The sequence below is a fragment of the Tardiphaga sp. GW822-FHT04G09 genome, assembly GCF_058800725.1.
On sequence record NZ_JBXAMO010000001.1, the window covers coordinates 31,185 to 57,796 of the forward strand.

At 63.1% G+C, this 26,612-nt stretch carries 22 protein-coding genes and 1 pseudogene; 13 read left to right on the forward strand and 10 right to left on the reverse strand.

The features are described 5' to 3' along the window. Nucleotides 1-25: 25 nt before the first annotated feature. Nucleotides 26-2,803 carry a phosphoenolpyruvate carboxylase gene (gene ppc, locus AC1RLZ_RS00135; protein WP_493187509.1) on the forward strand — a complete coding sequence of 926 codons (2,778 nt, stop codon included), beginning with the start codon at nt 26-28 and terminating at the stop codon, nt 2,801-2,803. A 287-nt stretch (nt 2,804-3,090) separates the two neighbouring features. Continuing rightward, entirely contained in the window at nt 3,091-4,449 is a 1,359-nt protein-coding gene (locus AC1RLZ_RS00140; RefSeq protein ID WP_493186989.1) for a tetratricopeptide repeat protein, read from the forward strand. Nucleotides 4,450-4,505: 56 nt separating this feature from the next. Here the strand turns inward: AC1RLZ_RS00140 and AC1RLZ_RS00145 are convergent, their stop codons facing one another. From AC1RLZ_RS00145 to AC1RLZ_RS00160, 4 genes are all read right to left on the reverse strand, one after another. Beyond that, the gene (locus AC1RLZ_RS00145) at nt 4,506-5,810 is read right to left on the reverse strand and encodes an MFS transporter (RefSeq protein WP_493186990.1); all 1,305 of its coding nucleotides are present in this window, start codon (nt 5,808-5,810) and stop codon (nt 4,506-4,508) included. A gap of 288 nt (nt 5,811-6,098) precedes the next feature. Beyond that, nucleotides 6,099-7,022, reverse strand: a complete 924-nt coding sequence (locus AC1RLZ_RS00150; RefSeq protein WP_493186991.1) for an SDR family oxidoreductase — start codon at nt 7,020-7,022, stop codon at nt 6,099-6,101. Between the two features lie 192 nt (nt 7,023-7,214). Continuing rightward, the gene (locus tag AC1RLZ_RS00155) at nt 7,215-8,354 is read right to left on the reverse strand and encodes a thiolase C-terminal domain-containing protein (RefSeq protein WP_371422849.1); all 1,140 of its coding nucleotides are present in this window, start codon (nt 8,352-8,354) and stop codon (nt 7,215-7,217) included. A gap of 4 nt (nt 8,355-8,358) precedes the next feature. Then, complete coding sequence (locus AC1RLZ_RS00160; protein ID WP_371422850.1) at nt 8,359-8,772, reverse strand: Zn-ribbon domain-containing OB-fold protein; 414 nt, start codon at nt 8,770-8,772, stop codon at nt 8,359-8,361. Nucleotides 8,773-8,997: 225 nt separating this feature from the next. Between AC1RLZ_RS00160 and AC1RLZ_RS00165 the strand changes: the two are divergent. The 6 genes and pseudogenes from AC1RLZ_RS00165 (at nt 8,998) to AC1RLZ_RS00190 (ending at nt 14,404) form a co-directional block, all read left to right on the forward strand. Beyond that, nucleotides 8,998-9,329, forward strand: a pseudogene (locus tag AC1RLZ_RS00165) (AtuA-related protein). 40 nt (nt 9,330-9,369) lie between these two features. Continuing rightward, a complete protein-coding gene (locus tag AC1RLZ_RS00170; protein WP_493186992.1) occupies nt 9,370-10,734 on the forward strand; it encodes an amidase in 1,365 nt (454 codons plus the stop codon). A gap of 24 nt (nt 10,735-10,758) precedes the next feature. Next, nucleotides 10,759-11,448 (forward strand): DUF2848 domain-containing protein, encoded by a 690-nt coding sequence (locus AC1RLZ_RS00175; RefSeq protein WP_493186993.1) that lies wholly within the window; start codon nt 10,759-10,761, stop codon nt 11,446-11,448. Nucleotides 11,449-11,587: 139 nt separating this feature from the next. Further along, entirely contained in the window at nt 11,588-12,331 is a 744-nt protein-coding gene (locus AC1RLZ_RS00180) for a 2OG-Fe(II) oxygenase (protein WP_493186994.1), read from the forward strand. Nucleotides 12,332-12,352: 21 nt separating this feature from the next. Continuing rightward, nucleotides 12,353-13,003 (forward strand): DNA oxidative demethylase AlkB, encoded by a 651-nt coding sequence (alkB, locus tag AC1RLZ_RS00185; protein WP_493186995.1) that lies wholly within the window; start codon nt 12,353-12,355, stop codon nt 13,001-13,003. Between the two features lie 183 nt (nt 13,004-13,186). Next, nucleotides 13,187-14,404 carry an ABC transporter substrate-binding protein gene (locus AC1RLZ_RS00190; protein ID WP_493186996.1) on the forward strand — a complete coding sequence of 406 codons (1,218 nt, stop codon included), beginning with the start codon at nt 13,187-13,189 and terminating at the stop codon, nt 14,402-14,404. 58 nt (nt 14,405-14,462) lie between these two features. Here AC1RLZ_RS00190 and AC1RLZ_RS00195 read toward each other — a convergent pair whose 3' ends face one another. From AC1RLZ_RS00195 to hpaH, 6 genes are all read right to left on the reverse strand, one after another. Next, a complete protein-coding gene (locus AC1RLZ_RS00195; protein ID WP_493186997.1) occupies nt 14,463-16,091 on the reverse strand; it encodes a thiamine pyrophosphate-dependent enzyme in 1,629 nt (542 codons plus the stop codon). Nucleotides 16,092-16,106: 15 nt separating this feature from the next. Beyond that, nucleotides 16,107-16,976 (reverse strand): fumarylacetoacetate hydrolase family protein, encoded by an 870-nt coding sequence (locus AC1RLZ_RS00200; protein ID WP_493186998.1) that lies wholly within the window; start codon nt 16,974-16,976, stop codon nt 16,107-16,109. A gap of 30 nt (nt 16,977-17,006) precedes the next feature. Beyond that, nucleotides 17,007-17,990: a 3,4-dihydroxyphenylacetate 2,3-dioxygenase gene (hpaD, locus tag AC1RLZ_RS00205; RefSeq protein WP_493186999.1), complete on the reverse strand. Its 984-nt coding sequence runs from the start codon at nt 17,988-17,990 to the stop codon at nt 17,007-17,009. Between the two features lie 224 nt (nt 17,991-18,214). Then, the gene (hpaE, locus tag AC1RLZ_RS00210) at nt 18,215-19,756 is read right to left on the reverse strand and encodes a 5-carboxymethyl-2-hydroxymuconate semialdehyde dehydrogenase (protein WP_493187000.1); all 1,542 of its coding nucleotides are present in this window, start codon (nt 19,754-19,756) and stop codon (nt 18,215-18,217) included. Continuing rightward, on the reverse strand, nt 19,749-20,147 hold the full coding sequence (locus tag AC1RLZ_RS00215) for a 5-carboxymethyl-2-hydroxymuconate Delta-isomerase (protein WP_493187001.1): 399 nt from the start codon (nt 20,145-20,147) through the stop codon (nt 19,749-19,751). The genes hpaE and AC1RLZ_RS00215 overlap by 8 nt, the downstream gene beginning before the upstream one ends. A gap of 22 nt (nt 20,148-20,169) precedes the next feature. Beyond that, nucleotides 20,170-20,976, reverse strand: a complete 807-nt coding sequence (gene hpaH / locus AC1RLZ_RS00220) for a 2-oxo-hept-4-ene-1,7-dioate hydratase (protein WP_493187002.1) — start codon at nt 20,974-20,976, stop codon at nt 20,170-20,172. Between the two features lie 136 nt (nt 20,977-21,112). On the opposite strand from hpaH, the gene hpaR reads away from it, so the two are divergent. From hpaR to AC1RLZ_RS00245, 5 genes are all read left to right on the forward strand, one after another. Then, nucleotides 21,113-21,652, forward strand: coding sequence for a homoprotocatechuate degradation operon regulator HpaR (gene hpaR / locus AC1RLZ_RS00225; RefSeq protein WP_493187003.1), 540 nt, complete (start codon nt 21,113-21,115; stop codon nt 21,650-21,652). Between the two features lie 159 nt (nt 21,653-21,811). Continuing rightward, the gene (locus tag AC1RLZ_RS00230) at nt 21,812-22,969 is read left to right on the forward strand and encodes an ABC transporter substrate-binding protein (protein WP_371422862.1); all 1,158 of its coding nucleotides are present in this window, start codon (nt 21,812-21,814) and stop codon (nt 22,967-22,969) included. 217 nt (nt 22,970-23,186) lie between these two features. Next, nucleotides 23,187-24,062 carry a branched-chain amino acid ABC transporter permease gene (locus AC1RLZ_RS00235; protein ID WP_493187004.1) on the forward strand — a complete coding sequence of 292 codons (876 nt, stop codon included), beginning with the start codon at nt 23,187-23,189 and terminating at the stop codon, nt 24,060-24,062. Then, nucleotides 24,059-25,837, forward strand: coding sequence for a branched-chain amino acid ABC transporter ATP-binding protein/permease (locus tag AC1RLZ_RS00240; protein WP_493187005.1), 1,779 nt, complete (start codon nt 24,059-24,061; stop codon nt 25,835-25,837). Before AC1RLZ_RS00235 ends, AC1RLZ_RS00240 begins: the two co-directional genes overlap by 4 nt. Next, on the forward strand, nt 25,837-26,580 hold the full coding sequence (locus AC1RLZ_RS00245; RefSeq protein ID WP_371422864.1) for an ABC transporter ATP-binding protein: 744 nt from the start codon (nt 25,837-25,839) through the stop codon (nt 26,578-26,580). The genes AC1RLZ_RS00240 and AC1RLZ_RS00245 overlap by 1 nt, the downstream gene beginning before the upstream one ends. The last annotated feature ends 32 nt before the right edge of the window (nt 26,581-26,612 follow it).

A 26,612-nucleotide genomic window follows, 5' to 3' on the forward strand; every position in this document is an offset into this window, starting at 1 on the left:
AACTTCCTGGAGCGTCCTTGTGTCCCTGACCCTGTCCACCGAAGAACCTGCACTCCAGCGCGGTGACGATCCTGCTCACCAGGAGGCCGATGCCCGGCTGCGCGAGGACATCCGGCTGCTCGGCCGCATCCTCGGCGACACCGTGCGGGATCAGGAAGGCGAGGCGGTGTTCGCCCTGGTCGAGAATATCCGGCAGACCTCGGTCCGCTTCCACCGTGACGAAGACAAGCTGGCGCGGCGCGAGCTCGAAGCCATTCTCGACGGCATGTCGATCGCCGAGACCGTGCGCATCGTCCGCGCCTACAGCTATTTCTCGCATCTCGCCAATATCGCCGAGGACCAGAACAACATCCGCCGCATGCGGGCACAGCGCGCGAATGCGGCCAACGCATCCGGTACGCTGGCCCATGCGGTGAAGCGTGCGCGCGAGGCCGGCATCGATGCCACACTGCTCAGCAAGTTCTTCGGCCAGGCGCTGATCTCACCGGTGCTGACGGCGCATCCGACGGAAGTCCGGCGCAAGAGCACCATCGATCGCGAAATGGAAATCGCGGCATTGCTGGACCGGCGCGAGCGCATGCAACTCACCGCCGAGGAGATCGAGGCGTCGGAAGAGCAATTGCGCCGCGCCGTCGTCACCCTGTGGCAGACCAACCTGCTGCGCCGGAGCAAGCTCACGGTGCTCGACGAAGTCGCCAACGGATTGTCATTCTACGATTACACGTTTTTGTGCGAAGTGCCGCGGCTGCATTGCGCGCTGGAAGACAGCCTGCGCGCGCAGGGCGGCGCTACCGAACTCGGCTCGTTCCTGCGTATGGGAAGCTGGATCGGCGGCGACCGCGACGGCAATCCATTCGTCACCGCCGATGTCATGCGCGGCACCATGCTGCTGCAGAGCAGGCGCGCCTTCAGCTTCTATCTCGACGAGCTCCACGCGCTGGGCGCGGAGCTGTCGATGGCGGCGCATCTCGCCGACGTCTCTGACGAGCTGCGCGCATTGGCCGAACGCTCCCCGGATCCATCGCCGCACCGCGCCGGCGAGCCCTATCGTCTCGCGATATCCGGCGTCTACGCACGCATGGCGGCAACGGCACATGCGCTCGAACTGCCGAACCGCCGCGCGGCGGTGGGCGATGCCCCGCCCTATACGTCGGCGACTGAGTTCAAGGCCGATCTCGACGTGCTCGACCGCTCGCTGATCGCTGATAATTCCGCTGTCATCGCCCGCGGCCGGCTGCGCCAGCTTCGCCGCGCGGTGGATTGTTTCGGCTTCTATCTCGCCAGCCTCGACATCCGCCAGAACTCGGCGGTGCATGAACGCACCGTCGCCGAGCTGATCGATGCGGCGATGCCCGGCACGTCCTATCTCGCGCTCGGCGAGGAAGCCCGCATCACATTGCTGGCGGGCGAATTGAAGAATGCGCGGCCGCTGGGCTCGCTGTTCGTCAAATACAGCGACGAGACGCTGGGCGAACTCGCGCTGTTCCGCATGGCGGCGCAGGTGCACGCGAAATTCGGCGCGGCGGCGATCCCCCAATGCATCATCTCCATGTGCAAGGGCGTCTCCGACATGCTCGAAGTAGCGGTGCTGCTGAAGGAGGTCGGGCTGGTGGATTGCTCCGGCCGCAGCGCCATCAATATCGTGCCGCTGTTCGAGACCATCGAGGATCTGCAGGCCTCTGCAGCCATCATGGACCGGATGTTCTCGCTGCATGATTACCGCAAACTGGTGGACAGCCGCGGCGCGATGCAGGAAGTCATGCTCGGCTATTCCGACAGCAACAAGGACGGCGGCTTCGTCACCTCGGGCTGGGAACTGTACAAGGCCGAGATCGAGCTCATCGAAGTGTTCGAACGGCATCACATCCGTCTCAGGCTATTCCACGGCCGCGGTGGCTCCGTAGGCCGCGGCGGCGGCCCGAGCCATGATGCGATCCTGGCGCAACCCGGTGGCGCGGTGGACGGCCAGATCCGCATCACCGAACAGGGCGAGATCATCTCCAGCAAATATTCCAATGCCGAAGTCGGCCGCAACAATCTGGAGATTCTTGCGGCCGCGACGCTGGAAGCGAGTCTGCTGGCGCCGAAGCACAGCGCGCCGCGCCGCGAATATCTCGAAGCCATGGAGGAGATTTCCGGATTGGCCTTCAAGGCCTATCGCGGTCTGGTCTACGAGACCGAGGGCTTTGTTGATTATTTCTGGGAATCCACCGTCATCAACGAGATCTCGACGCTGAACATCGGCAGCCGTCCGGCCTCGCGCAAGAAGACCCGCGCCATCGAGGATTTGCGCGCCATTCCCTGGGTGTTCTCCTGGGCGCAGTGCCGCTTGATGCTGCCCGGCTGGTACGGTTTCGGCAGCGCCATCGAGGCGTGGCTCGCCAATCATCCCGACAAGGGCATGGCCTTCCTGCAGGAGATGCACCGCGAATGGCCGTTCTTCCGCACGCTGCTGTCGAACATGGACATGGTGCTGGCCAAGAGCTCCATCGCCATCGCCTCGCGCTATGCCGAACTCGTCGCCGACCAGAAGCTGCGCGAGACCATCTTCGGCCGCATCCGCGGCGAATGGCATCTGTGCATCGAGACGCTGCTCGACATCATGGAGCAGGAGCGCCTGCTGCAGAACAATCCGCTGCTCGACCGCTCCATCCGTAACCGCTTTCCTTATCTCGATCCGCTCAACCATGTGCAGGTCGAACTGCTCAAGGAGCATCGCGCGAACAATCCGGACGAGCAGGTGCTGCGCGGGATTCAGCTGACCATCAACGGCATCTCGGCTGGGCTGCGCAATAGCGGGTAGGGAGTCCTCCCTTAAGCACCGACGCGTAGGATGGGTAGAGCGGAGGCGCATCGCGCCGGAACGAAACCCGTCGACCATACGGAAGCTGATGGGTTTCGCTGCGCTCTACCCATCTACGCACTTGCATTATCCCTGCGTCATGCCCGGGCTACCGTTGCGATGAGGATGCTGCACAATTCGATGCTGCGCGCGGCCATGGCGGTGCACAAGCGCGCATCGCCGCGCGGTGAACGTTTTGATAGTTCCACGCGACCAACACCAAATCCCTCAATTGGTGTGTGGTCCCGATGTCATACTTTCCCTCTCGCATGCTCGTTGCTGCCGCCACGATCACAGTTGTGCTGTATGGAACATTGCTGCCGGCATCGGCCGAGATGAGCGCCAAATGTCGTCTGCCGATCAATGAGCGCATGATCGCGGGATGCACGGAGATCATCGATGACGCCGCGACGGCGCCTGCGGAGCGCGCGGAAGCCATGAGCTATCGTGGGGCCGCACAGATGTCTCGCGGCAATCTGGAGCGTGCGCTGGCCGACTTCTCGGCTTTCATCGCGATGAGCCCGGACAGCGCACACGGCTATTACCTGCGAGCGACGGCCCATGAAAGGCAGGACAATCACGAACTCGCCCTCGCCGATTACGACAAGTCCATCGCGCTCAATCCGAACTATCCGTTTGCCTATGCGGCACGTGGTGCCATCTATGCCGCCAAGGGTGATTTCGATCGCGCACTGAAAAACCACGACGAGGCGATCCGGCTGAAGCCGGAACTGGCTGCGCTTTATAACAACCGTGGTCTGGTGCGACGGAACAGCGGGGATATGAAGGGCGCGATCGCCGATTTTTCCACGGCTATCCGCCTCGATCCGAAAAATACACTGGCGCTGGCGTTTCGCGGCAACGCCTATCTGTCGCGCAACGAGTCCGGCCATGCGCTCGCCGATTTCGAAGCCGCGCTGCGCCTGTCAACAACCAATCAGGACATGGCCTATTACGGCCGTGCCGAGATCAAGCTGGAGCGCGGCGACAATGACGGCGCGATTGCTGACTATAGCAAGGCGCTCGAATTCGCTCCCGATATGGTCGATGCCTATATCAACCGCGGCGTTGCGTTTGTCCGCAAGGGAGATTACGCCGCCTCTATCCCGAACTATGACGCTGCGCTGAAGCTGACGCCGAATGATCCCGCCATTCGCAACCGACGCTCGCACGCGAATTTCATTACCGGTCACTTCGCCGAAGCGGCAGAGGATTTCGGCGATGTCGTGGAGAAGAGCCCGGAATATGGTCTCGCCAAGCTGCTGCGCTATATCGCGCGGGCGCGCAGCGGCGACTACGACTTGGGCGAGTTGAAGCGCAATACCGAGACGCTTGACCGCACGGGCTGGCCGTGGCCGATGGTGGCGGTCTATCTCGGCCAGATGACGCGCGACGAGATGCTCGCCAAAATGAAGAACATGCGGCTCGAGGACGACTTCGGCCCTTGCGGCGTGTCGTTCTATCTCGGCCAGTATCTGATGGTGAAGCGCAAGCCGCAGGAGGCGTTGCCCTATCTGAAACAGGCAGCCGAGGTGTGCCGGGGCGATGGCGAATTCGAGCGCGACGCTGCGCGTAACGAGCTCAAGCGGCAGCAGGCGTCGAACTGACAAACAAAAAAGGGGCAGCGCCAGCGCTGCCCCTTGAGCTCGTCATGCGAGCGCGCTCAGACCTCGTGTTTGTCCGATGCGAAGATCGCGATGAGCGTGATCACTGCGGCGGCGAGCACGTAATAGCCGATATAAGCGAGACCGTAATTCGCCTGCAGCCAGGTGGCGATATAGGGCGCCAGCGAGGCACCGAAGATGCTTGCCAGGTTGAACGTCATCGACGAGCCGGTATAGCGCACGGTGGTCGGGAACGGTGCCGCGAGTGCGGCGCCGATCAGGCCGTAGTTGATGCCGAAGATCGCCAGACCGATCAGCGCGAAGGCATAGATGCCCGCTACGCCGCCTGACAGCAGCGGCGCCAGGAAGAACGAGAACACGATCACCATCAGGCAATTGGCGATCAGGAGCGTGCGGCGACCGATCTTGTCGGCGAGCAGGCCGGCCAGGATGTTGGTGGTGCCGAAGGCGACGGCGCCGGCGATCTGCACCTTGAGCGCATCGAGCAACGACATCTTCGCCACGCCGACATTGTAGGACAGCAGATAGGCCGTGCAGACATAGAAGAACACGAAGGTCATCAGACCGACCAACGTACCGAGCAGGAGACTGCGCTTGTGCTTGCGCAGCAGCTCCATGGCGGGCACAGCCACGCGCTCGGCCTTCTCGATTGCCTTCTGGAATTCAGGCGTCTCGGTGATCGAGAGGCGGACCCACAAGCCGATGGCGATCAGCACGATGGAGGCGAGGAACGGCACGCGCCAGGCCCAGCTCAGGAAGGATTCCGGCGAGACGACATGCAGCAGGATCCAGAACGTGCCGGACGAGAGGAACAGTCCGAGCGGCGCGCCGAGCTGCGGGAACATGGCGTACCAGTTGCGCTTGCCTTCCGGTGCGTTCTCGGTGGCGAGCAGCACCGCGCCGCCCCATTCGCCGCCGAGACCGAAGCCCTGGCCGAAACGGCACAGCACCAGCAGCAGCGGCGCGGCGAGGCCGATCTGGGCATGGGTCGGCAGCAGGCCGATCACAACGGTGGAAATGCCCATGGTCAGCAAGGCTGCCACCAGCGTGGTCTTGCGGCCGACGCGATCGCCGAAATGGCCGAACACGATGGCACCGAATGGACGCGCGAAGAAGGCGATCGAGAACACCGCGAAGGACGCGAGCAGCGCCGCCGTGTCATTGCCGGCGGGGAAGAACAATTTGGGAAACACCAGCACCGCGGCAGTGGCGTAGACGTAGAAGTCGAAGAATTCGATCGTGGTGCCGATCAGGCTCGCCAGCAGCACGCGGGCAGGGGAGTTCAGCGGCTTGGTAAGCGGCGCCGTCGCAGCGGAGGGCAAAGCGCCCGCGTGATCTGTCATGATGTATGTCCAGCAAATGCGGTTTCGTCCGCAGATGCGTGACGTCAAACCCGTTGATTGCTGGTGACATAGCCGGTCTTGGCCGGTGTTTGAATTCTTTATGACGAAATTAGCGCGATATGGGGTCAGATAAGACCGATATGCATAGCTATTTGAGTAATATTGTTTCGCTTTCTAGTTTTGGTTGTAAGGGTAGCAATTGTAGGATGGGTAGAGCGAAGCGAAACCCATCGCTTCGTCTCGGAAATGATGGGTTTCGCAAGGGCTCTACCCATCCTACAAAACGTCCTAGACCGGATCCCAGCTGAAAATGTCAGCCGAGCGGTCGAGCTTGTAGAATGACGGCTTCAGCGCCGGCATGCCGTGTTCGGCCAGGGTCTGCGGGGTCCAGCCTTCGTCGCGATGGACCGAGCGCAGCGGGCGCGACTGGCCCATCAGGAAGATCTCGTTCATGCGCGCGGCGAAGATCTGCCCGGTGACGTCCTTGCCGGCGTCCGAGAGCAGATAGGCGACGAGCGGTGCGATCTTTTCCGGGCCCATGCGCTGGATGCGTTCGACGCGGGCCTTCTCGGCCTCGGTCTCGGTCGGGATGCTGCCGATCATGCGGCTCCAGGCGAAGGGCGAGACGCAGTTCGAATTGACGCCGAAGCGGCCCATGTCGAGCGCGATCGACTTCGACAGGCCGACGATGCCGAGCTTGGCAGCCGCGTAATTGGCCTGGCCGAAATTACCAATGAGGCCAGAGGTCGAGGTGAAGTGCACGAACGAGCCGGAATTCTGCTCGCGGAAGTAACGCGCGGCGGCATGCGAGGTGTAGAACGAGCCCATCAGATGGACCTTGATCACCATCTCGAAGGCGTCGATGGACATCTTGTGGAAGATCGCATCGCGCAGAATGCCGGCATTGTTCACCACGCCGTCGATCTTGCCATAGGTGTCCACGGCCTGCTTGATGATCTTGCTGGCCGGGATGGCTTCCGCAACGGATTCGAAGTTGGCAACGGCAGTGCCGCCGGCCTTCTTGATTTCCTCGACGACTTCTTCCGCCGGAGCGGCACCATCGCCGCCCGATCCGTCGGTGGCGACGCCGGGATCGTTGACGACGACCTTGGCGCCTTCGGCGGCGCAGAGCAGCGCGATGCCACGGCCGATGCCGCGGCCCGCGCCGGTGACGACGATGACCTTGCCGTCGAGTGATTTGGTTTGTGCCATATGGTGTTCCTTCTTGGTTGGATTTCAATGTTGCGGACTAACCTCTCCCCGCCTGCGGGGAGAGGTCGCCGCGTCTTCGCGGCGGGTGAGAGGGCTCTCCACAAACTCCGAGCCTGCGGGGGCTCCCCCTCATCCGTCCCGGCTTCGCTGCGCTACGCCGGGCCACCTTCTCCCCGCAAGCGGGGCAAGGCACTAAGCTTCATTCGTGAAAATCACCGTGCCCGACGCGGCGAACATGCCGCCGACGCCGTGGCACACTGATATCTTCGCGCCCTCGACCTGCGCCGGCGCGATGCCGCGCATCTGGCGCACGCTTTCCTGCAGCGCATACATGCCGTACATGCCGGAATGCATATAGCTGAGGCCGCCGCCATTGGTGTTCATCGGCAGCTTGCCGCCGGGGCGGGTGTTGCCGTCGGCGATGAACTTGCCGGTTTCCTCATGCGGCATGAAGCCGAGATCGCCCAGACCATAGAGCGGCAGATGGGCGAAGGCATCGTAGATCATCAGATGATCGACGTCCTTGTGGGTGATCCCTGCCTCGCGGAACGCGGTGGGGCCGGCCACCGTGAAGGCGCGCGAGGAATCGAACGTCTTCATCTGGCTAACCATCGGGGTTTCCACGCTCTCGCCGGTGCCCAGAATATAGACCGGCTTGTTCGGGAAGTCCTTGGCGCGATCGGCCGAGGTCAGGATCAGCGCGCCGCCGCCGTCGGTAACGAGGCAGCATTGCAGGATGCGGAACGGATAGGCGATCATTTTCGAGTTCAGCACGTCCTCGACGGTGATCGGCGCCTTCATCATGGCACGCGGATTCTTCGCGGCCCATTCGCGCTGGAACACGGCCACTGAAGCGATCTGCTCATGGGTGATGCCGTGCGTCTTCATGTAGCGCAGCACCGGAATCGGGAACATGCTGGGCGGACCGTAGACGCCATAGGGCGCCTCGAACTGGCCTTGCAACGAATCCGCCGGAATCGAGCGCGGCAATTTGCCGATCATCGACTTGCCGGATTCGGCATGGGTGATCAGCACGGTCTTGCAGAGACCAGCCTCGATCGCCGCAGCCGCGTGGCGAACATGCAGCATGAAGGAGCAACCGCCCACCGATGTCCCGTCGACCCAGGTCGGCGTGATGCCGAGATAATGTGCGATCTGCTGCGGTGTCTCCACGGCGGTGGCGATGCCGTCGATGTCGGACAGCTTCAGCCCGGCATCCTTGATGGCATTGAGCGCCGCATCCGCGTGAAGCTGGAGCTGCGACATGTTGGGGATGACACCGAGTTCGGTGGTCTCGGCTGCGCCGACGACGGCAACTGCGTTTCTGCGCATGATCTCAGCCCTTCGCCGGACGGAATACGGGGAGGGTGATGGTGTCGTCCAGCTTCTCGAAGGCGACCTCCAGCTTCATGTCGAGCACGAGCGCTTCCGGCGTCTGCGGACAATCGATGATGTTGCTCATCAGCCGCGGACCTTCCTCGAGCTCGACCACGGCGATCGCATAAGGCGGCGTGAAGCCCGGCGCGGCGGGCCGGTGATTGATGACGTAACTGTAGAGGAAACCCTTGCCCGAAGCCTTGAACACCGAGACCTTGCGCGAGGCGCAGCCGGGGCAGAACGGCCGCGGCGGAAAATACACATTGCTGCAATCGTCGCAGCGCTGCAGGCGCAATTCGCCGGCTTGGGCGCCATCCCAATAATGCCGGGTTTCAGGTGTCGGTTTCGGGCGCGCGCGGGCTGGTTCAGCCATGTGTCGTGTTCTCTCCCTTGGACGGGGATCTGGCCCCGTTCGTTGTGCTCTGGATGGACATTCCACATTCCACCGGGGGCGGTCCAGCGCGCGTGCTGCATGGCCGTATCTGCCCACTGCGGGACGGCACGGAATTCGAATTGGCATTCAGGTTGAAATACGTGCGAGGCTTGTCCCGCTGCAACCGGGCAGGGTAGGTTGGTACGGATGGTTCAGGGAGCTGACGTGAAGCTGCGCGAGATCGCCCATTCCCGCACAGGTGACAAAGGCAACATTCCAACATTTCGGTAATTGCCTTTGACGCAAAGCTATATCCGTTGATAGTATCGCAGGTGACCGCCGCGCGCGTGAAGGCCCTGTTTGCGGGCATCGTCGCGGGCGAGGTGGTCCGCTATGAACTGCCCAATCTGGCGGCCTTGAATTTCGTCATGGATCAGGCGCTTGGCGGCGGGGTGACGCGATCGCTGGCGCTCGATGCGCATGGCAAATCGCTCAGCTCCGCGCTGCTCGATCTGGAAATCGAGGATACTTTCGGCGATACCGACCGGGCGCCGTGACCACTTGCGGGTCCGGCAAGACACACAGGATGCCGCGACCATGACCAACGACTTCCATCAGATCGCACCGACCCTCGCCAGCCTGGCCGCTGATCTCGCCGCCGGCCGCACCACCTCCCGCAAACTGGTCGAAGCCTGTCTGGCCAAGATCGCCGATCCGAAGGGGGAGGGCGAGCGCACCTTCATTCATGTCGACAAGGATGCGGCGCTGGCTGCCGCCGATGCGATGGATAGCTTACGCAAGGCCAATGCCGCGCCGTCGCGCTTCGCCGGCATTCCGGTCTCCATCAAGGACCTGTTCGACATCAAGGGCCAGGTCACCCGCGCCGGTTCGCGCGCGCTGGACGATTCCGCGCCGGCCGATGCCGACGCGCCGACCGTCGCGCGTCTGCGTCGCGCCGGCTTCGTGGTGATCGGCCGCACCAACATGGTCGAATTCGCCTATTCGGGCATCGGCACCAATCCGCATTACGGAACCCCCAAAGGCGCGTGGAAGCGCGAGGTCGGCCATGTGCCGGGCGGCTCGTCATCGGGCGCCGCGGTCTCCGTGCTCGACGGCATGGCGCATGCGGCGCTGGGCACCGACACCGGCGGTTCGTGTCGCATTCCGGCGGCCTTCAACGGCATCGTCGGCTACAAGCCGACGCAGCGCCGCGTGCCGCTCGATGGCGCGGTGCCGCTGTCCTTCACGCTGGACAGCATCGGTCCTCTGGCGCGCTCGGTTGCTTGCTGCGCGGCGATGGATGCGGTGCTGGCCGGTGAACCCGAATTTGAGCTCACGCCGCGCCCGATCAAGGGCATGCGTCTTGCGGTGCCGATGACACTGGCGATGGACGATCTTGATCCCGTCGTCGCAACCGCTTTCGAGCGCGCATTGAAGAAGCTCGCCGACAAGGGCGCGATCATCGAGCGCATCGAGGTGCCTGAGTTCAACGACATCGCGCCGATGAGCACCAAAGGCGGCTTCACGGCTGCGGAAAGCTATGCCTGGCATCGCTATCTGCTCGCCAGCAAGGGCGACGTCTACGATCCCAGAGTCGCGCTGCGTATCCAGCGCGGCGAGACCCAGAATGCGGCCGACTATCTCGATCTGCTGCCGATGCGCCGTTCGCTGATCGCGCGCACCGAAAAGCGCATCGCGCCTTACGATGCGCTGGTGCTGCCGACCTGCGCGATCACGCCGCCATCGATCGCCGACATGGGAGATGACAAGGTGTTCTCGAAGCAGAACCTGATGGCGCTGCGCAACTGTACGCTGATCAACATGATCGACGGCTGCGCCATCTCGCTGCCGATCCACGCCAAGGATGAAGCGCCTGTCGGCCTGATGCTGGCCGCCGCCGGCGGCTCCGACCGTCGCATCTTCGAACTTGCCGCGGGCATCGAAACCACCGTTCGCGGTTAATCTCTAAAACCTGAGGATACACGCATGACCACCGAGATCGCGTTCACGCTGGACGCAAAAGGCACCAGGACGCCGCTGACGCTCAAGATCACCCAGGGCGTCATCGCCGGCTGGACCGGCCGCGATCCCGTCGCGCGCGATCATCACATCAAGGAACTCGAAGCGCTCGGCATCGCGCCGCCGGCCTCGACGCCGATCTACTACCGCTGCTCGGCGCGCCGCTTCACCACCGACGGCATGATCGAATGCACCGACGAGAATTCATCGGGCGAGGTCGAGTTCTGCCTGATCGCCTCTGGCGGCAAGACCTATGTCGGCGTCGGCTCCGACCACACCGACCGCAAGGTCGAGACCTACAACATCACCGTGTCGAAGCAGATGTGCGACAAGCCGATCGCGCCGGTGCTGTGGGAACTGTCCGAAGTGCTTCCGCATTGGGACCAGATCATCCTGCGTTCCTGGGCCACCATCAAGGGCGAGAAGGTGCTGTATCAGGAGGGCCTGCTGAGCGGCATGCTGCCGGTCGCCGAACTGATCAAGAAGGGGTTTGACGCGGACAAGCTGCCCGACGGCACCGCCATGTTCGGCGGCACCTTCGCAGCCAAGGGCGGTATCCGCCCGGCCGAGCGTTTCGACTACGAGATCGAGGACCCCGTGCTGAAGCGCAAGATCAGCCATGGGTATGATGTGAAGACATTGCCGGTGGTTGGCTGAGGCGCTGCTTCTTAACCTCTCCCCGCATTGCGGGGAGAGGTTGGCTAACCGGAAATCGGGTGGCTTCACCCACTCATCTCCCCAAAATGGCCGGATGGCCATGACATGATGATCGCGGCCGGATGACGGAGGCGATGACATGGTTTCACTCGCGAAGAAGACCACCGAACGCGGCGACCTCGCACAGGCGCGCGTGGACGCGATCGACTGGCAGCGCATCGCCGCGGAACTCGACGCGCAGGGCTGCGCCGTCTTCGAGAAGCTGCTCACCGCCGATGAATGTCGTCACCTTGCATCGCTCTATCCCGACGACGGCCGCTTCCGCAGTCGCATCGTCATGGGCCGCCACGGCTTTGGCCGCGGCGAATACAAATATTTCAATTACCCGCTGCCCGATCCGATCGCCGGCCTGCGCCCCGCGCTCTACGGACCATTGAGCGCGATTGCCAATCGCTGGAACGAGACGATGGGGATCGACGTCCGCTTCCCCTCCGATCACGCCGCCTTCCTCAAGCGTTGTCATGAGGCCGGCCAGACCCGGCCGACGCCGCTGCTGCTGCAATACGAGGCCGGCGACTATAACTGCCTGCATCAGGACCTCTATGGCGAGCATGTGTTTCCGCTGCAGGTCGCGATCCTGCTGTCGGAACCCGGTGAGGATTTCACCGGCGGAGAATTCGTGTTGACGGAGCAGAGGCCGCGGATGCAGTCGCGCGCCGAAGTGGTAGGCTTGCGGCAGGGCGATGCGGTGGTGTTCGCCGTGCATCACCGGCCGGTTGCCGGCACGCGCGGCAGCTATCGCGTCAATCTGCGCCATGGCGTGAGCCGCGTGAAATCCGGTCGGCGCCATACGCTCGGCGTGATCTTTCACGATGCGAAGTGACGGGACGACTGACGCACTGAAATGACCGACCTGTTCGCGGACATCACCGACGCCCAGCCTGCGCGCGAAGAACTCGCCGAGGGGGCTGTGCTGCTGCGCAATTTCTTCGTTGCCGAACAGCCGGATGTGATCGCGGCCCTGCGCATCATCGTGAAAGCGGCGCCGTTCCGCCATCTGACCACGCCCGGCGGCCATACCATGTCAGTCGCCATGACCAATTGCGGCCGGGTCGGCTGGGTCTCGGACCCATCAGGCTATCGCTATGACCCCATCGATCCCGACAGCGGCAAGCCATGGCCGGACATGCCGGCACCGTTTCGGGACCTCGCGGCGCGCGCCGCTGCGCAAGGTGGCTTCGATGCTTTCACGCCCGATGCCTGCCTGATCAATCGCTACAAGCCCGGTGCCAAACTCTCGCTGCATCAGGACAAGGACGAGCTCGATTTGCGCGCGCCCATCGTTTCTGTCTCGCTCGGCCTGCCGGCAACTTTCCTGTTCGGCGGGCTGTCGCGCAGCGATCCCGTGAAGCGTCACCGTCTGACCCATGGTGATGTCGTGGTCTGGGGCGGCCCGGCGCGGCTGGCCTATCACGGCGTTGCGCCGCTCCCCGATGGCGAACATCCGGTGATGGGCGGCCAGCGGATCAATCTCACTTTCCGCAAGACGAGATAAGAACTCGTCATTCCCCGCCACTCCAATTGGAGTGGCTGAGGGGCGCGGGAGGCGGAGCCGGACGCGAACCCGGAATGACGGCGTTTGAGCGGCACGATTTAATCGCGCGATTAAAAACTGCTGGCCAAGCCATGCGGCCGCCATTACGCTTTCCTCAATAAAAACCAGAACGAGGAAACGACAATGACCCGAATGGGCATATTGGCTGCCATCGCTGTTGCGTGCCTGAACGGTTCGGCGCTTGCCGAACCCATCACCAAGCCTCTCAGCATCGCCGTGCTGAACGACAAGAGTTCGGTGTTTTCCGATGCCGGCGGCACCGGCAGCGTGGTTGCGGCGCAGCTCGCGATCGACGATGTCGGCGGCAAGGTGCGTGGCCAGCCGGTGAAGCTGCTCGGCCCGGATCACCAGAACAAGACCGATATCGGCGTGTCGCTGGCGCGCGATCTCTACGATCAGCAGGGCGTCGATGCGATCTTCGACATCGGCAATTCCGCGATCTCGCTGGCGGTGCAGAACATGGCGCGCGAGCGCGGCAAGGTGCTGGTGCATGTCGGCTCCGCCACCGCCGACGTCTTCGGCAAGCAATGCGCGCCGACCGCCGCCATGTGGCTGTACGACACCTATTCGCTGGCGCAGGGCATCGCCAAGGCCGTCGTCAAGCAGGGCGGCGACACCTGGTATTTCATCACGGCGGATTATGCGTTCGGCATCGCCATGCAGGCGGAGGTCTCGAAAGTGGTGGAAGCTGCCGGCGGCAAGGTGCTCGGCGCGGTGAAACATCCGGTCGGCACGATGGATTTCTCGTCCTTCCTGCTGCAGGCGCAATCCTCCGGCGCCAAGGTGATCGCGCTCGCCAATGCGTCCGGCGACACCGTCACCAATATCAAGCAGGCGCGGGAATTCCAGATCGGCGAGGGCAAGCAGAAATTGGCCGTGCTGATCTTCTATCTTACCTCGGTGAAGGCGCTCGGCTCGGAAGCCACGCAGGGCGTGCAGTATCTCGAGGGCTATTACTGGGACAATGATGACGCCAGCCGCGCCTTCGGCAAGCGTTTCATGGCCAAGCACGGCAAGATGCCGACCCATGCGCAGGCCGGCGTCTACAGCGCCGTGAAGCACTATCTGCGCGCCGCCGAAGCCGCCAACAACAACGATGGCCTCACCGTGATGCGTCAGATGAAGGCGATGCCGGTGGATGATTTCTTCGCGCCGGGCGCCCGCCTGCGCGAGGACGGCCGGCTGATGAACGACATGCTGCTGGCCGAAGTGAAGAAGCCGTCGGAGGTTAAAGGCGAGTGGGACCTGCTCACGATCAAGGGCAAGGTGAAGGCCGAAGACATCATGCGCCCGATCTCGGAGGGCGGCTGCACGCTGCTGGATCCGCCGGTGAAGCAGTAAAGCGCACACTCGTCATTCCGGGGCGGCGCTCACCTCTCCTCGCATTTGCGGGGAGAGGTTAAGCTGGCTTCTTCGGATGAATGAACGCCCACGGACTCACTTCGGAATCCCTGACCACGTCGATGGCGATCAGATACGGCCCGCCGTCCGCCAGCGCCTTTTCCAGCGCCGGCTTGAACTCCGCCGGTGACGTCACCCGGGCAGCACCGACGCCGAAGGATTCCGCGAGCTTGACGAAATCCGGATTGACCAGGTCCGCCGCCACCACGCGGCCGTCGAATACCTGCAACTGGTCGCGCCGCACATTGCCATAGGCATTGTTGTTGAACACCAGCGTCACCACGCCGATCTTGAACTGCACGGCCGTCGCCAGTTCTTGCACGGCGAACATGAAGCCGCCATCGCCGGTGATCGCGACGACAGGCCGGTCCGGATGCGCGACCTTGGCTCCGAGCGCTGTCGGGAAGCCCGAGCCGAGCGTGCCCTGATAGCCCGAGGTGATGAAGGTGCGCGGCTGATAGACCGGAAAGCCGAACCATGAGGTGAAGCCGACCTGCGACAGCTCGTCGGTGACGATGGCGTTGTCCGGCAGCACGGCGCGCAGCACGTCGAGATAGGCCATCTGCGGCTGGATCGCCTGGATGTCCTTCTGCGCTTTCGCCGAGGCGGTGCGGATCGTCTCGCGGCGGCCTGATGTCTTCGTGTATCCGACCTTGCTGACTTCAGCGATCAGCGCGCGTGTGCCGGCCTGCGCGTCGGCGATGACAGGCGCATCGACGGTCAACCGCCGCATCTCGACGGGATCGATATCGATACGGACGGACTTCAGCCCTTCCGGACGGAACGGCCAGCGGAACGTGGTCGGCAATTCCATGCGCGAGCCGATGCCGATCATGAGATCGGTCTGCGGCCACAGATTGTAGGCGGCGGCCATGGTGAGGCCGAGCTCATGCGCATTGCTGACGATGCCGCGGCCGGAGCGGAATGCGACAACGGGCGCGTCGATCATTTCCGCGAGTTCGAGGATGGCGTCGCCCGCCTCCATCGCGCCGGCGCCGACGAAAATCATCGGTGCCTTCGCGGCCTTGATCAGCGCAGCTGCGGCCTTGATGCGCTCAGGATCGGGCGAGGGCGCGGCGAACGGTTCAAGCGTCGTCGCTGCGGCGGTTTCCGCGCGCTGCGTGAAGACGTCCCACGGCATTTCCAGCGCAACAGGGCCGCGGCGGCCGGACATCATCTCCTGAAATCCGCGCGCCACTTTTGTCGGCGCATCCGCCGGATAGTCGATGCGCTCGGCCCATTTGACGAAACTGCGGAGCGTCGCGAGCTGGTCGGGCATTTCATGCAGATGGCCGCGGCCCTTGCCAAGGTAGTCGCTCGGCACCTGTCCGGTGAGGCACATCACCGGCTCGTTGCAGCCGAAAGCGGTGAGCATCGCCGCACTGGCATTGAGAATGCCGGGGCCGGGCACCACGCTGAACACGCCGGGCTTGCCCGAGGCGCGGGCATAGCCGAACGCCATATAGCCGCAGGCCTGTTCGTGGCGCGCGCCGATGACATTGAGCTTCGCCTGGTGAAAGGCGTCGAACAGGCCATAGACCTGCGCGCCGGGCAGGCCGAAGATGGTGTCGACGCCATGCGCCTTGAGCCCGCTGACGATGGCTTCGCCACCGGTGAGAACAGTCATGCGTATTCCAATCCGTTAGTGTTCGTCGACGACGCCATTGCGCAGCGTGCCGACGCCGTCCGCCTTGATCTCGATCACATCGCCGGGCACGAGATAGCGCGGCGGATCGAAGCGCGCACCGGCGCCGGTCGGCGTGCCGGTGACGATCACGTCTCCGGGCACGAGAGTCGTGAAGGTCGAGATATAGCTCAGGAGATAGCGGAAGCCGAACATCAGCCGCGAGGTGCGATCGTCCTGCCGAAGCTCGCCATTCACATGCGTGGTGAGGCGGATATCGGCGATCTGGCTCTCGTCGGTATAGGGCACGATCCACGGCCCGAGGCTGCCGGTGGAGTCGAAATTCTTGCCCTGCGTGACATTGAACTTGGCATGCCGCACCCAGTCGCGGATGGTGCCTTCGTTGCAGAGCGTCAGCGCCGCGATGTGATCCAGCGCATCGCCCTCGGCGATGTGGCGCCCGGCCTTGCCGATCACCAGTACCACTTCGCCTTCATAGTCGAGTTGCCTCGATACGCGCGGCCGCGCCAGCGGCGTCTCATGTCCGACGAAGGAGCGCGGCGTGCGCATGAACATCGAGGGATATTTCGGCGCGTCCTGACCATCCTTGTATTCGGCATTGCGGTCCGGATAGTTGACGCCGATGCAGATGATCTTTTCCGGGGCGGGGATCGGCGGCTGCCAGGTGATGGCGTCCAGTGCGAAATCCGCAGGCTGGTTGGCCGCGGCATCCGCGAGCCGATGCAAGGCGCCATGGGCGATGGCCTCGCGCAGCGTCGGATAATCCCCGCCGTAGCGCGCGGACAGATCGACGATCCCGTCGTCGGTGACGGCGCCGTATTTCAGCGAGCCGTTGACGGTGAAGGTGGCGAGGCGGGAATGGGTCATCGCGCGTGTTCCTCACACTCTGTTGTCATCTCAATCCGCAATCGTCACATCCGCCACAAACGCAGGCTCACGTACGGCCTGCCCGTTGAATGGCGAACCCTGTTCGAACCACGAGCGCGGCGCCGGCGCGCCCCACAGGGTCTGGCGGCGCGGGTCCTTCAGTGACCAGCGCAGCGGTTCGTGATCGGTGTCCATGGTCTGATAGTCCGACGTGTAGAGCTCGAGACGATGGCCATCAGGGTCACGCACATAGAGAAAGAACGCGTTGGAGATGCCGTGGCGGCCGGGGCCGCGCTCCAGGTTCTTCAGATAGCCCGATGACGCCATCACGTCGCAGAGATGCAGGATATTCATCGCGGTGGGCACCCAATAGGCGAAGTGATGCAGCCGCGGTCCCCTTCCATTGGTGATGGCGAAGTCGTGGACATTGCCCTTGCGATGCATCCAGGCCGCGGCGATGCGACCGTTATCGCCGTCTTCCTCGCCATATTCGGTGAGACGGAAGCCGAGCCGCGCATAGAAATCGACAGTGTCCTGCACTTCGGCGGCGAAGACGTTGAAATGATCGAGCCGCTGCGGATGGCAACCCTTATAGAGATCGAATCTCCGCAGCAGATGCGGGCGCTTCTCCATCGTTGCATAGAGTTCGATCTGGAAGCCGAATGGATCGGTGACATGCATCGTGCGGCCCTGGAACGGGCGTTCGACGAAGGAATAGGTGATGCCGTTGGCGGCGAACCAGGCGGCGGCCTTGTCGAGATCGTTCTCGCTGGCGACGCGGAAGCCGAGCCGGTGGCAGGCGGCGGTGGCCGCCTTGCGCAGCACCAGCGAGTGATGCTGGTGTTCTTCCACGGCGCGCAGATAGACGGTCTCGCTGTCGGCATCCTCGACATGCAGGCCGACCGCGTTCTCATAGAAGGCGCGGCTGGCCTTGAGATCGGTGACATCCAGCACGACGTGGCTGGAGCGCAGGATGTTGAAGGGCGGATCGAATATGTGGGTCGGCACGGGCATGGGAGGGGTCCTGAGCGTTTCCTGAATTTCTTGTTCGCAACTCACTTGTCATTCCGGCATGCCTGCAGGTCAGCGAAGCTGGCCGTAAGGCAGACCCGGAATCTCGATGTGTTCATCACCTCTGAATAGCGGGCGTTTCAGAGGTGATGAACATTCGGAGGTTCCGGGCTCGCGCCCGCCTTGCGGCGTTCGAGACGCCGGAACGACGAGTTAAATTCCAAGTCTTAAATTCCAAGTCTCTGAATCTTGTGCGTCCCCTTCGCCAGCGAGACGTGTTTGGTTTCCATATAGAAGTCGAACGAATAGTCGCCGCCGTCACGGCCGATGCCGGAGGCTTTCATGCCGCCGAACGGTGTGGGCAGATGGCGGACATTCTCCGAATTGAGCCAGATCATGCCGGCTTCCAGCGCGTCGGCGACGCGCAGCGCGCGGCCGGTATCCGCGGTCCAGACATAGCCGGTGAGGCCATATTGCACGTCATTGGCGATGGCGATGGCATCCGCCTCGTCCCCGAACGGGATCACCGTGAGGAACGGACCGAACACTTCCTCCTGCGCCACGCGCATGCCGGGCTTTGCATCGATCACCAAAGTCGGCTGCACGTAATGTCCGCCGCCGGGGCCGTCATGCGGCTTGCCGCCGACCGCGATGGTGGCGCCATCCTGCCGGGCGATGTCGAAATAGCTGCAGACTTTTGCGTGGTGTCGCTGATGGATCAGCGGGCCGACCTCGGTTACGGGGTCGAGCGGATGCCCGACCTTCAGCGCACGGACGCGGGCCGTGAGCCTCTCGATGAACTTGTCGGCGATGTTTGCCTGCACCAGCAACCGGCTCGACGAGGTGCAGCGCTCGCCATTCAGCGAGTAGATCATGAACACCACGGCATCGAGCGCGCGGTCGAGATCCGCATCGTCGAACACGATCACGGGGTTCTTGCCGCCGAGTTCGAAATGCACGCGCTTCAGGGTCGGCGCGCCCTGTGCCATGATCGCGGAGCCGGTGGCGCTCTCGCCGACGAAGGCAATAGCCTTGATGGCGGGATGCTCGGTCAGCGCCTTGCCGGATTCCTCGCCGAAGCCATGCACGGTGTTGAGCACACCGTCGGGAAGCCCGGCCTGTTTTGCGAGCTTTGCCAGCAAATCCGCGGTGATCGGCGACCACTCCGCCGGCTTGTGCACCACCGTGCAGCCGGCGGCCAGCGCCGGCGCGATCTTCCAGGTGGACAGCATGAACGGCGTGTTCCACGGCGTGATGACGCCGACCGGGCCGATCGGCACCCGCGTCGAGACATTCCAGTGCTCATCCGCCGGCATGTTCAGGCCGTCGCGGGCCTCGAGGCACCTGTCGGCATAGAAGCGGAAATTCTCCGCGCCGCGGATGGCGGCCTTGGCCATGAAGCGATGCGCCTGGCCGGTGTCGATACATTCCAGCACGGCGATGTCGTCGGCAGTGTCCTCGATGGCGTCCGCCACCCGGTGCAGCAGCTTCTTGCGCGTGGTCGGCGCCATGTCGCGCCAGTCCCTGAAGGCGCGCTGGGCGGCCTTGGCGGCACTGTCGATATCCGCCGCTGTGCCGCGTGCGACTTGCGCCAATACGCTGCCATCGATGGGCGACGTCGTCTCGAACACCTCACCCGACGATGACGGCACGATCCGGCCATCGATGATATTGCCGATGCCGTCGGCCCTGAGTGTCTTCAGCAGCGGCGCGGCGCGCTCCTGATTGGCAGCGAAGACGGCGGCGGGATCGGCAGGTGTCTTAGCCATTGTTGGCCTCGGCTTTCAGCAAGTCGTGAATGGTATTGCGTTTCCAGCTCGTCGCGCTGTCGTTGATCTGCATGTCGAAGGACAGCGCAAATCGGCCGCCGGCGAAAGCATTGTCGAGATGGTGCGAGACGGTCTGGAAAATCTGTTCGCCGGCCTGCTGTCGGGCCTCAAGGGTGCGGCCTTCGCCGATCCGCAGCAGGATATCGAGAAAGCTGAGTCCGGCGCGGCCGTCGGCAATGGCATAGTGCTCGCAGCGGATCGCGCGCACGCGGATGCCGCCGAGCGGGAAGATGCCGGTCTGCACGGCGGCGTTGCGCACCACTTCACACAGCGCGCTGATATCCACGACGCCGTCGAGATTGGCCGAATATTCGATGGTGAAATGCGGCATGTGATGTCCCGTAGGTTGCGGATCAGGCGAAATAACAGCTCACGGTGCCCCACGGGCCATAGTCCGCCTGGATCGTGTCACCTTTGCGGGTCTCGATGGGGCGAATGAACGATCCGGCAAGCACCACCTGGCCGGGCTCCAGCGCCAGTCCATGCGGCGCGATCTTGTTGGCCAGCCAGGCGACGCTGGTGGCGGGATGGTTCAGCACGCCGGCGGCCAAACCCGTCTCCTCGAGCTGGCCGTTGCGATGGCACATGGCGCCGACCCAGCGCAGGTCGGTCTCCAGCGGACGCATCGGGCGGCCGCCGAGCACGATCCCGGCATTGGCCGCATTGTCGGCAATGGTGTCGAAAATCTTCCGGGTGGCTTTGGTCGCCGCATCCACGCGTTCGACCCGGGTATCGAGAATCTCCAGCGCCGGCACCACGAAGTCGGTGGCGTTGAGCACGTCGAACATCGTGCAGTCCGGTCCGACCAGTCGCGTCTTCATCACGAAAGCCAGTTCGGCCTCGACGCGGGTGGCGATGAAACGATCGGTGGGAACGAGGCCGCCATCGGCGAAGAACATGTCGTCGAGCAGCACACCGGAATCCGGCTCATTGATATTCAGGGCGCTCTGCATCGCCTTGGAGGTGAGGCCGATCTTGTGGCCGCGCACGATACGGCCTTCACCGACCTTGATCTCGATCCAGGCTTTCTGGATCGCATAGGAATCGTCGATGGTGATATCAGGATGATCCAGCGACAGTTGACGGATCTGCGTCCGCGTCTTCTCGGCGTGGTGCAGGCGCTGCGCCGCGCCTGAAATCTCTGAAGAGGTGAGTGCCATCGCGTCGTCATCCCGCGCAGAAAAGCTGCGCGGAAAACCGATTAACATGTTAAGTTATTGCGATCAAACCCTGGACGCGACAATTCGATTGTGCGCTGCACACGGCGGTGCGCCAGAATCATCTATAGAGGCGACCATGACGACAGCATCGAAGAAGACACGGATCGCCGCCAGGGCTGCTGAAAAAAAGGCCGCCGCGAAAATCCCCATGCGCGACTTCTCGCAATCCTTGCCGATGTCGCTGCTGCGAACACGGGAATCGGTGATGCGACATTTCCGCCCATCGCTGCGAGCGCATGATCTCACCGAACAGCAATGGCGCATCCTGCGCGCGCTCGCGGCGTCGGGCGAGATCGAGGTTACGGAACTCGCGCGCGTTGCCTTCCTGCTCGGGCCGAGCCTGTCGCGCATCCTGCGCGATCTCGAAGGGCGCAAGCTGATCGAGCGGCGCCTGCTGAAGGCCGATTTGCGCCGCAGCATCGTTTCGATCACGTCAAAGGGATTGAAATTGATCGAGGCTGTCGCGCCAACATCGGAGGCGATCTATGCCGAGATGACGAAGCGCTTCGGCGCGCGGAGGCTGTCGGACCTGCAGACCCTGTTACACGAGCTTGAGACGTGCCTGCTCGCCATGCCGGCGGCGCACGAGGCCGATGACGACGACGCAGGGGAATAATTGATCTGCATATTTTTGCGGCAAAACCCTCTCGCGGCCTCCGATCGTTAATTCGTCGTACGAATTTCGCTGGGCTGTAGACAGGAGAAGAATTTTTCGCTCAACTCCCGCCATCAAAAGAAGGCTGGCGCTCAAGTCCGGCCTCTTAGGGAGAGAACGATGACGCTCACGAGACGTGGATTCACGGCTGGTATCGCTGCCGGCCTTGCAGCCCCCTACATCATTGGCAGCGCGCGCGCCCAAGGCGCTGGAGGCGGGGGAACGATCAAGATCGGCATGTGCGCGCCGATTACGGGACCGGCCGCGGAAGCGGGCAAATATGCCACCGGCGGCGCCAAGCTCGCAGTCGAAGCCATCAACAAGGCGGGCGGCATCCTCGGCAAACAGATCGAACTGATCATCGAGGACGACCAGACCACCAATCCCGGCATCGTGCTGGCTTTCTCCAAGCTCGCTGCCAATCCCGACATCGTGGGCTTCCTCGGCTCGATCCGCTCGACTCAGGTCCATGCGATGGCGCCGGACGTCATGAAGCTCGGCAAGCCGGTGATGTTCGGCGGCACCGATCCGAACCTTACCAAGCTCGGCAATCCCTGGCTGTTCCGTTTCCGCCCGAATGACAGCTATTCCGGCCGCGTCATCGCCGAATATGGCGTCAAGAATCTCGGCAAGAAGAAGTGGGCCGTGCTGCACTCGACCGACGCCTTCGGCACGGCGGGCGGCAAGGCATTGACCGAAGCGCTCGGGCCGCTGGGTGCCACCGTCGCGCTCGATCAGGGCTATGCCAATCAGAGCCAGGATTTCACCCCCGTCGTTCTGGCGATCAAGCAGTCCGGCGCCGATATTCTCGGCTCCTATTTCACCTTCGAGAACGATCTCGGCATTTTTGCCCGTCAGCTCCGCCAGCTCGGTGTCAACATTCCGTGGGTCGGCTCGCCCTCGATCGTCAACGTCACCGCGCTGAAGCTCGCCGGCCCCGCGCTCTACGGCACCTATGGCGTCGCCGATTACGCGGAAGATTCCTCCGAGGCGTCGAAGGCGTTCGGCAAGGCCTATCGCGATGCCTACAAGGTCGCGCCGGATAACCAGAGCTCCTGGCCGTATGATGCGATCAACGTGCTGACAACGGCGATCAAGAATGCCGGCTCGACCGATCCGCAGAAGATCCGCGAGGCCATCGTCGCCATCAAGAAATATCCGGGCGCCGAAGGCGAATATAATTTCGACAAGAACGGCGACGGTCTGCACGGCTACAACATCGTGAAAAACGAGAAGGGCAACATCGTCTTCGACAAGCACATCGAATTCGATAACTAGCCAGGCATCGTCGTTCCGGGGCGCGTGCGCATCAGCGCATGCGAACCCGCCTCACACTGTCATTCCGGGGCACGCGCACCGCGCGTGAATCCGGAATCCCGAAATGTTCAGCGCCTGTTGCCGCGCTCACCATGTCGAGATTCCGGGTCTGCGCCGAAGCGGGCGCATCCCGGAATGACGAGTTCTTGGCAAATTCACCTCCCACCGAGCACGCCTGATGGATCTGGTACTGCAGTTACTGTTTACGGGAATCGGCATCGGAGCCGTCTATGCGCTGGTCGCGCTGGGCTTCGTGCTGATCTTCCGAGCGACAAACGTCGTTAATTTCGCGCAGGGCGAGTTCTCGATGGTCGCCGCCTATCTCATGGTGGTCTGCGCCGTCGATCTGGAACTGCCCTATTGGCTGTCCTTCATCATTGCGCTGGCCGGCATGGCCGTCATCGGCGTCATCTTCAATCTCGGCGTCTATTATCCGCTGCGTCACCGCACCTATCTGCCGGTGATCATCGCCACCATCGGCGCCTCGATCCTGATGGCCAATGGCGTGCTGGCACTCTACGGGCCGCAGCCGCAGGTGCTGCCGGGCTGGTTCGACACGCCCGGCATCCAGCTCGGGCCGGTCTATCTCGACAGCCAGTATCTCCTGATCATCGTGGTCACCCTCGCGCTGGTGATCTTCAATTACTGGTTCTTCGAACACACCATGATCGGCAAGAAGCTGCAGGCGACGTCGCAGGACAAGGAGATGGCGTCGCTGCTCGGCATTTCCGTCTCCACCATGATCATGATCACCTTCATTTATTCGGCGGTGCTTGGCGGTCTCGCGGGTCTCCTGGTGGCGCCGATCCTGTTCGTCTCGATCCAGATGGGCTCAACCATCGCGCTGAAGGCCTTCGCGGCCACCATCATCGGTGGCTTCGGCGATGTCACCGGCGCCATCATCGGCGGCCTTGCGCTCGGGATCATCGAGACTTTCGGCGCCGCCTATATCTCCGTGCCGTATAAAGACGGCTTCGCTTTCCTCGTGCTGGTGCTGTTCCTGGTGTTTCGTCCGCAGGGCATCTTCGGCGAACGTGTCGCGGAGAAAGCATGAGCACCTCCAGCGAGAATATCCAGGCAGTGGTCATCACCCGTCCGAAGCCGCTGCTGCTGCGCCACGCGCCGTATTTCATCGGTGCCGCCATCGTGGTGTTTCTGGCGTCGTCGATGCAGTTCGACGGCTACATCCTCAACATCCTGATGCAGGCCACCACCTTCGCCATCGCCGTGTTCGGCCTGTCGGTGGTGCTCGGCCTGTGCGGCCAGATCAATCTGGCGCAGGCGGCCTTCTTCGGCTTCGGCGCCTATGCGGTCGGCATCGGCACCACGGACTATCAGCTCAGCTACTGGCTCTGTCTGGTCGCCGGCTGCGTGATGGCGCTGGTCGCCGGCGCGGTGCTCGGCCTGTCGACGCTGCGGCTCGGCGGCCACTATCTCGCAATGGTGACGATCTCGTTCCAGCAGATCGTCACTTTGGTGATGATCAATGCGATCTGGCTCACCAAGGGGCCGGACGGCGTGTCGAAGATCGGGCGGCCGTCGCTGTTCCTGTCGTCGCAGTCCTATCTCGCTTTCTGCGTCGCGATGCTCGCTTTGATCGGCTATATCGTCTGGCATCTGCCGGAGACGCGGCTCGGCCGTGCCATGCGCGCGGTGCGCGACAACGAACTCGCGGCCGGCGTCAACGGCATCGATGTGTTTCGCACCAAGGTCTATGCCTTTGCCATATCGGCCGTGCTCGGCGGTCTTGGCGGCGGACTGTTCGCCGGCGGCTTCGCCTATATCTCGCCGGATCAGTTCTCCTTCGCCGAATCCATCGTGTTTCTCACGATGTCGTTGCTCGGCGGCGTGGCATCGCCGATCGGCTCGGCCATCGGCACGGGCTTGCTGATCTTGATTCCGGAATGGCTGCGCTTCCTCAAGAGCGTGCCGGGCCTCTATCTCGCCATCTACGGCCTGTCGGTGATCCTGATCATTCGCTTCATGCCGGACGGCATCTGGGGCTTCGTCACCGCGGCCTATGATCGCATGCGCAGCAGCAAGAAGGTGGCCGTGACAAGCGCGCCGCTGCAGCTCCGGCCGGCGGCGACCGGCGGCGACATGGTGCTCGAAGTCACCGGCCTGTCAAAACATTTCGGCGGCTTGAAAGCCGTCGATCAGGTCGACATATCCGTGCGCCGCGGCGGCGTTCATGCGTTGATCGGGCCGAACGGCTCCGGCAAGACCACGACGCTGAACGTGCTGTCGGGTCTCTACAACGCGACCTCAGGCAAGGTGGTCCTGGACGGTACCGACGTCACCACCATGCCGCCGCATCTGCGCGCGGCTGCGGGCCTCGGACGTACCTTCCAGAACATCCGCCTGTTCCGCTCGATGACCGCGCTGGAAAACGTCATCATCGGCGCCGAGCGCCCGGGCAATACGCTGAACGGCAAGGGCGATGAAGCCGCGCTGACCGAACGTGCGCTGGCGGCACTGACCTTTGTCGGCCTCGGGCCGCGCGCCATGGAGCTGATCTCCAGCTTCTCCTACGGCCATCAACGCCTCATCGAGATCGCGCGCGCACTGGCGGCGAACCCGACGCTGCTATTGCTGGACGAACCCGCGGCCGGACTGAACTCGACCGAGAAGCTTGAGCTGCACGAACTGCTCAAGCGCATCGCGGCGCAGGGGCTCACCATCCTGATCATCGATCACGACATGACGTTGGTGTCGGAAGCAGCCCAGCACATCACCGTGCTGAATTTCGGACGTCGCATCGCCGATGGCGAGTCGATGGCGGTGCTGCGCCATCCCGATGTCGTCTCAGCCTATCTCGGAACAGACTGATGCCGCTGCTTGAAATCAACGACCTCAATGTCCGTTACGGCGAAATCGTCGCGCTCCGCGGTGTGTCGTTCAATGTCGAGGAAGGGCAGGTGGTGACACTGCTCGGCGCCAACGGCGCCGGCAAGTCGACTACGCTGCGCGCGATCTCCGGTCTCGCCAAACCGGCCTCGGGCGATATCCTGTTCGACGGCAAGTCCATTGCGGGTCTCGGGCCGGAAGCCATCGTGCGGATGGGCATCTCCCATGTGCCGGAGGGCAGGCGGGTGTTTCCCGGCCTGACGGTGAAAGAGAACATCATGCTCGGCGGCTCCAACCGCAAAGCGAGCAAGGCCGAATTGTCTCATGAAGCCGATGCGATGTTCGACCTGTTTCCCGACATACGGAAATTCTCCGATGCGCTCGGCTGGACACTGTCCGGCGGCCAGTTGCAGATGGTCGCCGTCGCGCGCGGGCTGATGGCCAAGCCGCGCCTCTTGCTGCTCGACGAGCCGTCGCTTGGCCTTGCGCCGGTCATCGTGCAGGCGGTGTTCCGTATCATCACGGAAATCCGCCGGAGCACCACGGTCTTGCTTGTGGAGCAAAATGCGCGCATGGGACTATCCGTCGCCGATCAGGGTTACGTGCTGGAAACAGGCCGTATCGTGCTCGGCGGCAAGCCGGAGGATCTCTGGGCCAACGAAGCCATCGCAGCCGCCTATCTCGGCGGTCACGGCAAACCTGCAGCGGGTCTTGCGGCCCATTGAGGGCTTGCACCGACGGCCTCGCTGCCCATCAA